The 8,452-nt window shown below is 73.9% G+C and carries 8 protein-coding genes and 1 pseudogene; 6 read left to right on the plus strand and 3 right to left on the minus strand.

Annotated features, from left to right (window positions below; all coding sequences use genetic code 11):
* Positions 1–104 precede the first annotated feature (104 nt).
* The gene (locus tag MKK52_RS07845) at positions 105–1,544 is read left to right on the plus strand and encodes a YcjX family protein (RefSeq protein ID WP_243953247.1); all 1,440 of its coding nucleotides are present in this window, start codon (positions 105–107) and stop codon (positions 1,542–1,544) included.
* Positions 1,545–1,563: 19 nt separating this feature from the next.
* Complete coding sequence (locus tag MKK52_RS07850; protein WP_243953248.1) at positions 1,564–2,589, plus strand: YcjF family protein; 1,026 nt, start codon at positions 1,564–1,566, stop codon at positions 2,587–2,589.
* A gap of 36 nt (positions 2,590–2,625) precedes the next feature.
* Here MKK52_RS07850 and MKK52_RS07855 read toward each other — a convergent pair whose 3' ends face one another.
* Positions 2,626–3,030: a PRC-barrel domain-containing protein gene (locus MKK52_RS07855; RefSeq protein ID WP_243953249.1), complete on the minus strand. Its 405-nt coding sequence runs from the start codon at positions 3,028–3,030 to the stop codon at positions 2,626–2,628.
* 132 nt (positions 3,031–3,162) lie between these two features.
* A complete protein-coding gene (locus MKK52_RS07860) occupies positions 3,163–4,119 on the minus strand; it encodes a hypothetical protein (protein WP_243953250.1) in 957 nt (318 codons plus the stop codon).
* A 131-nt stretch (positions 4,120–4,250) separates the two neighbouring features.
* Here MKK52_RS07860 and MKK52_RS07865 point away from each other — a divergent pair, with 131 nt between their 5' ends.
* The 4 genes from MKK52_RS07865 to MKK52_RS07880 all read left to right on the plus strand — a co-directional run bounded on the left by MKK52_RS07865 (position 4,251) and on the right by MKK52_RS07880 (position 8,117).
* A complete protein-coding gene (locus tag MKK52_RS07865; RefSeq protein ID WP_243953251.1) occupies positions 4,251–4,814 on the plus strand; it encodes a nitroreductase in 564 nt (187 codons plus the stop codon).
* Positions 4,815–4,821: 7 nt separating this feature from the next.
* Entirely contained in the window at positions 4,822–5,451 is a 630-nt protein-coding gene (locus MKK52_RS07870) for a flavin reductase family protein (protein WP_243953252.1), read from the plus strand.
* Between the two features lie 96 nt (positions 5,452–5,547).
* Positions 5,548–6,642 (plus strand): lytic transglycosylase domain-containing protein, encoded by a 1,095-nt coding sequence (locus MKK52_RS07875; protein ID WP_243953253.1) that lies wholly within the window; start codon positions 5,548–5,550, stop codon positions 6,640–6,642.
* Positions 6,639–8,117: a DUF2336 domain-containing protein gene (locus MKK52_RS07880; RefSeq protein ID WP_243953254.1), complete on the plus strand. Its 1,479-nt coding sequence runs from the start codon at positions 6,639–6,641 to the stop codon at positions 8,115–8,117. Before MKK52_RS07875 ends, MKK52_RS07880 begins: the two co-directional genes overlap by 4 nt.
* A 66-nt stretch (positions 8,118–8,183) precedes the next feature.
* Here MKK52_RS07880 and MKK52_RS07885 read toward each other — a convergent pair.
* Positions 8,184–8,452, minus strand: a pseudogene (locus tag MKK52_RS07885) (chemotaxis sensory transducer); the annotation flags it as partial.

Raw genomic sequence — 8,452 nt, forward strand, 5'->3', positions numbered from 1 at the left:
AGGGAGAGTCGGCGCAGCCGCATCGAACACCCTTGCAGCCACGCCGTCCCCGCGCCACCTGACGCCCGCCCCTTTCCAACCGTCGCCGGCCCGTGCCCCCTCCCTTGACCGACTTCACCTCCCGCGCCGGCTCGGCCCTGCGCGCCTTCGCCGAGGCGTCCCAGGACCTCCTCGTCCAGCCGACGCTCCGTCTCGGCGTCACCGGCCTCGCCCGCTCGGGCAAGACGGTGTTCACCACGGCGCTGATCCACCACCTCGTGGAGACGCACGCCCTGCCGGCCTTCGCCGCCGCGCAGGAGGGGCGCCTGCGCCGCGCCCGCCTCGTGCCCCAGCCCGACGACGACGTGCCGCGCTTCCCCTTCGAGGAGCATTTCGCGACCCTCACCGAGGCCCGCGCGTGGCCGCGCTCCACCGACCGGATCAGCCAGTTCCGCCTGGAGATCGCCTACGAGCGCGCCGCCGGCTGGCGCTCCGGCCCGGCGACGCTGATGCTCGACGTGGTCGATTACCCCGGCGAATGGCTCCTCGACCTCGCCCTCATCGAGACCGACTACGTGGCGTGGTCGCGTTCGACCATCGCGGGCACGCGGCGGCCCGGCCGCGCCGCCATCGCCGCCCCGTGGCTCGCCGCCCTCCAGGGGTTTGACCCGGCCTCGCCGCTCGACGAGATCGCCGCCGAGCGGGCGAGCGACGCGTTCAAGACCTACCTCTCGGCGCTGCGGGCCGGGCCGGAGGCGGTGGCCACCACCCCGCCGGGGCGGTTCCTGATGCCGGGCGACCTCGCCGGCTCCCCGGCGCTGACCTTCGCCCCCCTCGACCGCCTGCCCGACACCATCGACCCGGACAGCCTCGCGGGGCTGATGCAGCGCCGGTTCGAGGCCTACAAGTCCAAGGTCGTGACGCCGTTCTTCCGCGACCATTTCCAGCGGGTCGACCGGCAGATCGTGCTGGTGGACGTCCTTTCGGCGGTGGATGCCGGCCCGACGGCGCTCGCCGAACTGGAGGAGGCCATCGATGCGGTGCTGCTCAGCCTCAACATCGGCCGCAACTCGATCCTGTCGCGCCTCTTCGCCCCCCGCGCCGACCGGGTGCTGTTCGCGGCCACCAAGGCCGACCACCTCCACCAGACCAGCCACGACCGGCTCGACGCGCTGCTGCGCCTCCTCGTCTCCCGCGCCATGCGCCGCACGGAAGCGGCAGGCGCCCGCGTCGGCACGGTGGCGCTGGCCTCCGTGCGGGCGACCCGCGAGACCACCGTCCACGACGACGGCGAGGTGCTGCGTGCGGTGGCGGGCACGCCCGAGGCCGGGGAGGTGGTCGGCGACGAGACCTTCGACGGCCAGAGCGAGGCGGCGGTCTTCCCAGGCGAGTTGCCCGCCCGGCCGGAGGCGGTGCTGGAGGGCGCCGTCGCACCCGGCTCCCTGCGCTTCCCGCGCTTCCGCCCGCCGCTCATCCGGCCGGATGCCCACGGCCGCCCCGGCCACCTGCCGCAGATCCGCCTCGACCGGGCGATGCAGTTCCTGATCGGCGACCGGCTCGCCTGACTCTCTCGGATCCCTCGCGATGACCTCAGGCCAGAAACCCCGCGCCTTCCGCCTGTCCCCCGAGCCGCCGCCCGGCCCCGGCTTCGCGCCGCCGCCGGAGCGCGCCGCCCCCGCCCCGGTGATCGTCGAGGAGCCCTTCGAGATCGTGGACGCCGCCGACGGCGTGCCGGTGCCGGTGGCGCCGAAGAGCCGGTCCCCCTGGGGGGCGCTGTTCTGGTCGGCGGCGGGCGGCCTCGTCTCCCTCGGGATCGGCCTCTCCGTCGAGCGGATGATCGCCGAGCTGTTCCAGGCGGCGCCCTGGCTCGGCTGGGTGGCGCTCGCCCTCCTCGTCGTCGCGCTGCTGGCGCTCGCCGTCATCCTCGGGCGCGAGTTGGCGGGCCTGCGGCGGGAGAAGCGGATCGAGCGCCTGCGCCAATCGGCCATCGACGCCATCGCCACCCGCGACCATTCCGGGGCGCTCGCCGTGGTGAAGGAGGTCTCCACCCTCTATGCCGGCCGCGACCGGCTGAGTGCCGCCCGCGCCCGCCTCGACGCCTCGGCGGATGCGATCCTCGACGTGGACGACCGGATCGGCCTCGCGGAGCGGGAATTGCTGACCGATCTCGACCGGCAGGCGCGCAACGCCATCGCGGCGACGGCCAAGCAGGTCTCGGCGGTGACGGCGCTCAGCCCCCGCGCCATCGTGGATGTCGCCTTCGTGCTGTTCGCGGGGGTGCGGCTGCTGCGCCGGATCGCGACGATCTACGGCGGACGGCCGGGCTTCCTCGGCTTCCTGCGACTCGCCCGCTCGGCGCTGGCGCATCTCACCGTGACCGGCGGCATGGCGGTCGGCGAGAGCATGATGCAGCAGGTGCTGGGGCTCGGCCTCGCGGCCCGCGTCTCGGCCAAGCTCGGGGAGGGGGTGATGAACGGCTTGATGACCGCCCGGTTCGGCCTCGCGGCCCTGGCCGTGTGCCGCCCGCTGCCCTTCGTGCGGATCGAGCCGCCGCGCCTCACCGACGTCGCCGGGGAATTGCTGCGCTCGGGCGAGGACAAGGACGCGTGAGAGGGCCCCTCCCAAGGGGGGAGGGGCCGGCGCCGCTCAGCGCTTGAACTTGCCGTCGTACTTGAACTCCGGCGCGGACTTCAGCTGGTCCTTGGTGGCGCCGATGATCGCCTTCCACTTCTTGGCGTCGGCATCGTAGCCCAGCGCGATGGAATCGGGGCCGACGACCACGTAGCGCTCGCCCATGCCGAGGAAGCCGCCGACGGACAGGATGTAGCCCGACAGCTTCTGGCTCTCGATGACGAGGTCCTTGATCTCGCCGACGGTGTTGTTCTGCGCGTCCGTGACGTTCAGGCCGATCAGGTTGTAGCTGAGCACCGCATCCTGCGGGACGCTGACGAACTTCGGCGCCACGGTCGGCGGGGTGGCATTGTGTTCGGCGGCCAGGGCGGGACCGGCGAGCAGCGCGGCGGCGAGCGAGGCAAGGACGAGACGGCGCATGGAATTCTCCAACCACCCGGAACGGGCGGCATAGAATGGCCCGTTCGCGCCGATCGTTCCGCCGCCCCACGGAAATGTTAATGGCCGGAACATGGAACCGAACGGGGCTTCGCCGGGCGATGGCGAGGCAACTCAGTTCGCCGCAGCGGGCTCCGGCTTCGGCTCCGACTTCGCCAGCACCTCGATGTCCCGGTCGAGGCCGCTCTCCACCTTGAACTCGCGGGTGAAGACCTGCCCGTCGTGGCGGGCGATGAGGACGTAGTCGCCCTCGGCCAGCGTCACCTGCGGGAAGGCGCCGATCGCCTCGCGGATCGTGTCGCCGCCCGGCGTCAGCACGGAGAAGGCGGTGCCCGCGAAGGCCTCGGCGCCGGGGGTGGCCACCAGCTTCAGGGTGACGGTCGCCGCCCGGTGGTTGAGGGTCGCCTCCGTGACCTTGCCGTTCTCGACCTTGAGGTCGGCGCGCTGGATGGCGTTCGATTCCCCGTAGGTCGAGACCACGTGGTAGGTGCCCTCGGGCAGGCGCAGCAACTCGCCCGTGTGGATGCCCGAGCGCACGAGGCGCCCTTCCGAGTTCGTCCCCACCGGCACGAAGACCGAGAAGCTCAGCTGGTCCGGCGGGATCTTGGTGTCGCCCACCGCGCCGGAGAGCTTCAGCGCCCCGGCCGCGATCCGCAGCGTGTCGCTGGCGGCCTGCCCGCCGAGGACGATGCGCTTCGAGGCGCTGGCGAAGCCGTAGGTGACGGTGGCGACGTAGGCCCCCGGCGGCAGGGTGAAATGCGGTTCGGCCTCGGTGGAGCGGGCGACGATGGCCGGCCGCGCGCCTTCGCCCCGGTCGTCGAAGATCCGCCATGCGAGGCCGTCGCGCAGGGGCGTGCCGCTGCCGGTGAAGATCGCCGACAGGGTGAGCTGCGCGTCGGGCTCGGCCGGGGGGAGGGAGGGCGGCAGCGCGGGGCTGGTGATCGAGGGCGTCAGCAGCGGCGTGCCGGTGCCGGGCACGAGGCTCTGCTGCGCGAGGGCCAGGGCGGGCACGAGCGCCATCGCCAGAGCCGCCGGCAGAATGCCCCGCCTCGTCCGCCGTCCCGCGCCCATGCCGTCCGTCCTCTCGCCCGCCGCCGCCCCTGTGCCGCGCGACCATGGCGGCGGCAAGGCCGCACCTTTCGCGCGGCGGCGCCCCGTGCGACACCCGCCGGAGACGCCGCGACCTCCTTCGGACGGGAGCCATGACCGCAACACTCGACCTCCTGCGCACCCGCCGCTCGGTGCCGCCGCCCCTCCTCGACGGGCCGGGCCCCTCCGTGGACGAGATGCAGACCCTGCTCACCCTCGCCGCGCGGGTGCCGGACCACGGCAAGCTCGCCCCCTGGCGGTTCATCGTCATCGCGGGCGAGGCGCGGGCGCGGGTCGGCGAGATCATCGCCGCCGCCTTCGCCGCCGACAACCCCGAGGCCGGGCCGGACAGGCTCGACCAGGAGCGCCGCCGCCTGCAGCACGCGCCGGTCGTCGTCGCCGTCGTGTCGCGGGCGGGACCGCATGTGAAGATCCCGGAATGGGAGCAGGTGCTCTCGGCTGGGGCGGTCTCGATGAACCTCGTCGTCGCCGCCAACGCCATGGGCTACGCCACCTCCTGGCTCACCGAGTGGCACGCCTACGACCGGCGGGTGCTCGACGCGCTGGGCCTCGCGCCGCAGGAACGTCTCGCGGGTTACGTGCATATCGGGAAGGGGCGGGAGATCCCCTCGGACCGGCCCCGGCCGGCGCTCGCCGACATCGTCACCACCCTGTGAGGCCTTCGTGCATTACGATCTCGACCTGCCCCGCGACGCCCGCAGCCTGCCGCACAACCCGCTGAAGGCCATCGTCGCGCCCCGGCCCATCGGCTGGATCAGCGCCATGGACAAGCAGGGCCGCCTGAACCTCGCGCCCTACTCGTTCTTCAACGCGGTGGGTGATGCCATGGTGGCCTTCTCGTCCTCCGGGCGGAAGGACGCCATGACCTTCGCGGAGGAGGGGGGCGAGTTCGTGTGCAGCCTCGCCACCTGGGACCTGCGCGACGGGATGAACGATTCCTCCGCGCCCCTGCCGCGCGGGGAGAGCGAGTTCGCCTTCGCCAAGCTGGAGACGGCGCCCTCGCAGAAGGTCCGTCCGCCGCGCGTGGCCGCCTCCCCCGCCGCCCTCGAATGCCGCTGGCTGCAGACGGTGCCACTGGTGCCCCTCGGCGGCGGCGAGGCCGAGAACTTCCTCGTGATCGGGCAGGTGGTCTCGATCTACGTCGAGGACCGCTTCGTCTCGGACGGCATGGTCGATACCGGCGCGATGCATCCGATCATGCGCGGCGGCTATTTCGACTACTTCCACATCACGGCCGAAAGCCGCTTCACCATGCGTCGACCCAAGGGGGCGGCGGAGTTCACCGAGCGTTAGCGGCGCAAGCCCCCGTTAAGTCCCCGTCATCCTTGAGGCTTTGTTTACCATAGCGGGAGCAGGGTCGGCCGGTCCCACCAGACTGGCCGACGCCGGATGTTCCTGTTCACCACCACGGCCAGCCCCCCGGAGATCCCGACGCCCCCGGCCCTCGTGCGCCCGGCGCCGGCCCCGGTCGTGCAGGCGATCCGCGACGGGGCGAGCGCCACGGGGGTCGGGTTCGACTACCTCCTCGCCACCGCCCGCCGCGAATCGGCCCTCGACCCCTCCGCCAAGGCGCCGACCTCCTCGGCCACGGGGCTGTTCCAGTTCATCGAGCAGACCTGGCTCGGGACGATGAAGAACGCCGGCCCGCAGCTCGGCCTGCAGGCCGAGGCGGATGCCATCTCCCGCCAGTCCGACGGCACCTACGCCGTCGCCGACCCCTCCCAGAAGCAGGCGATCCTCGACCTGCGGCGCGACCCGAAGGTGGCCGCCGTCCTGGCCGGCGCCCTCACCCAGAAGAACGCGCAGGCGCTCCAGGCGGCCCTGGGCCACGAGCCGACGCCGGGGGACCTCTACGCCGCCCATGTGCTGGGGGCGAAGGGCGCGGCGAGCCTTATCGCCACCGCCAAGACCTTCCCGGAGCGCGCCGCCGCCCTCGACCTGCCCGAGGCGGCGGCCGCCAACCGCGCCCTGTTCTACGACCGCACCGGCCGCCCGCGCACGGCCGCCGAGCTCTATGCCAGCCTCGCGGCGGCGGCCCAGGGGGCGGCGCAGGGCACGAATCCCGTCGTGGTGCTGTCCCGTCCCGAGGGGGGCGAGGTGCCGGCTTCCGCCGCCGCCTACGCCATGACGGCGACGGCCTTCGGCGGCGGATCGGACCTGCGCAGCCTGTTCCAGACCGACCGTCGCGTCACCGCCACCGACGCCGCCGCCAAGCTCTGGCAGGGGCGCAGTTCCGGCACCGCCACGGCCCGGCCGGCGCCCTCCTACTTCCCGCGCTCCGACGAAGGCCCGAGCGCCGCCCCGGCGGCGATGCTGGCCTCGGCCGATCCCGAGGACGTCCCGGCGACGACGGGCAGCCTCGCGGACAGTCCGGTGCCGGCCGGCCCGGCCCTCGTCCACGCGCCCCTGCCGCCCCGCCGCCCGGCGGAGTTCGGCGCGGCCCCCCTTCCGAATTCCCTGTTCGCGCCCCGGAGAGGCCCATGATCAAGAAGTCCATGATCATCCGCCAATTCCTGGCCCTGACCCTGAACGCCCCGGCCGACCGCCGGGCGCAGGGCGGGGCGGCGCTGGCGCGGGCCTATCTCTACGGCGACCTCGACACCGACGCCCTCTGGGAGGCCAAGACGGCGCTGCTCAGCCTCCTCGACGACCCGGCCCCCTCGGTGCGCCGGGCGCTCGCGGAGGTCTGCGCCGATTCCGCCCGCAGCCCGCGTCCCATCGTGGTCGCCCTGTCCTGCGACGCGTTCGCGGTGGCGGAACCGATCCTGGCGCGCTCCCCCGTCCTCACCGAGGCGGACCTCGTGGAGGCGGCGGCGCTCGGCGACGAGGACGCGCGGGCGGCCATTGCCCGGCGCCATCACCTCACCCCCGCCGTCTCGGGGGCGCTCGCCGAGATCGCCGACCTGCCGACCCTCGTGGCGCTCGCGGGCAACCCGACCGCGCGGATCACCGGGGGGCGTCTCCTGCGGATGATCGAGCGCTTCGGCCACGAGGCCGACCTGCGCGAGGCGCTGCTCGCCCGCCACGACCTGCCGCCGGAGGTGCGCCACGCCGTGGCCGTCGCCCTGGCCCGCAGCCTGTCGGCCTTCGCCACCGAGCGCGGCTGGCTCGGGGAGGCGCGCTGCGAGCGCATGAACCGCGAGGTGGCGGAGCGGACGGCCCTCGACCTCAGCGCCGGGGCCGGCGCGGCGGCGACCTCCCGCCTCGTGAGCTACCTGCGCGCGAGCCACCAGCTCAATGCCGGGCTGATCCTGCGGGCGATCCTGTCCGGCCGGATCGAGTTCGCCCAGACCGCCTTCGCCGACCTGTCGGGCCTCGACCATGCGGGCGTCGCCCGCGCCATGCGCGATCCCCGCGCCGTCGCGGACCTGCACGAGAAGGCGGGCCTGCCTGCGCCGCTCCTGCCGGCGATGCACGCGGTGCTCGCGGCGTGGCGGGAGACCGCCCACACGGCGGCGGGCGGCGCGAAAGGCGCGGGCCTGTCCCGGCGGATGATCGAGCACGCCATCGCGGCCTGCGAGGGCTGGGAGAGCCCGGAGATCCGCAGCGTCGTCGCCCTGCTCACCCGCTTCGAGGCCGAGGCCGCCCGCGACGAGGCGCGCGAGACGACCCGCGCGATCCTCGCCCAGGCGACGGCCCGCGAGGCCGCCGAGCGCCGCCGGATCGCCGCCGACGCAGCGTGGCGCGAGGCGCTGGAGGCCCATCGCCGGGCCGAATCCGGCGCCGAGGCCCCGGCGGTGGAGCCGCCCGCCGCAGGGGAGGGCCGCACCGACCCGGTCGGCGCGATCCTCGAATCCCTGCCGGAACAGATCCTGGAATGGTTCCGCAGCGGCCGGGACCGGACGGCCGTCCAGGCGGGGCCGGACACGGTCTTCGCCGACCTCGATGCCGCGCTCATCGCGGAGTTCCGCGCGAGCCGCATCGCCCCGGTCAAGGATGGCATCGCCATCGCGGCGTGAAGCAGCTTCCCCGGAACGACGAAAGCCCCCCGCCCGGTCAGGACGGGGGGCTTTTTCGTCTGCAGATCACGCCGCGCGGACGGTGTTGAGGAAGCGCGCCACCTCGGCCGTCAGGTCCTCGGACTGGCGGGCCAATTCGCCCGCCGCCGACAGGACCTGCCGCCTCGCCCCACCGGTATCCTCCGCGGCCCGCGCCACGGCCACGATGTTGCTCGTCACCTCCTACGTGCCGACCGAGGCCTGTGCCCCGTTCCGCACGATCCCCTGCGTCGCCGCCCCCTGCTGCTCCACCGCCGCCGCGATGGACGTCGCCACGCTGTTGATCTCGCGGATCC

Origin of the sequence: Methylobacterium sp. J-067 (assembly GCF_022829465.1) — a bacterium.
In the GTDB taxonomy this organism is placed as follows: domain Bacteria; phylum Pseudomonadota; class Alphaproteobacteria; order Rhizobiales; family Beijerinckiaceae; genus Methylobacterium; species Methylobacterium litchii.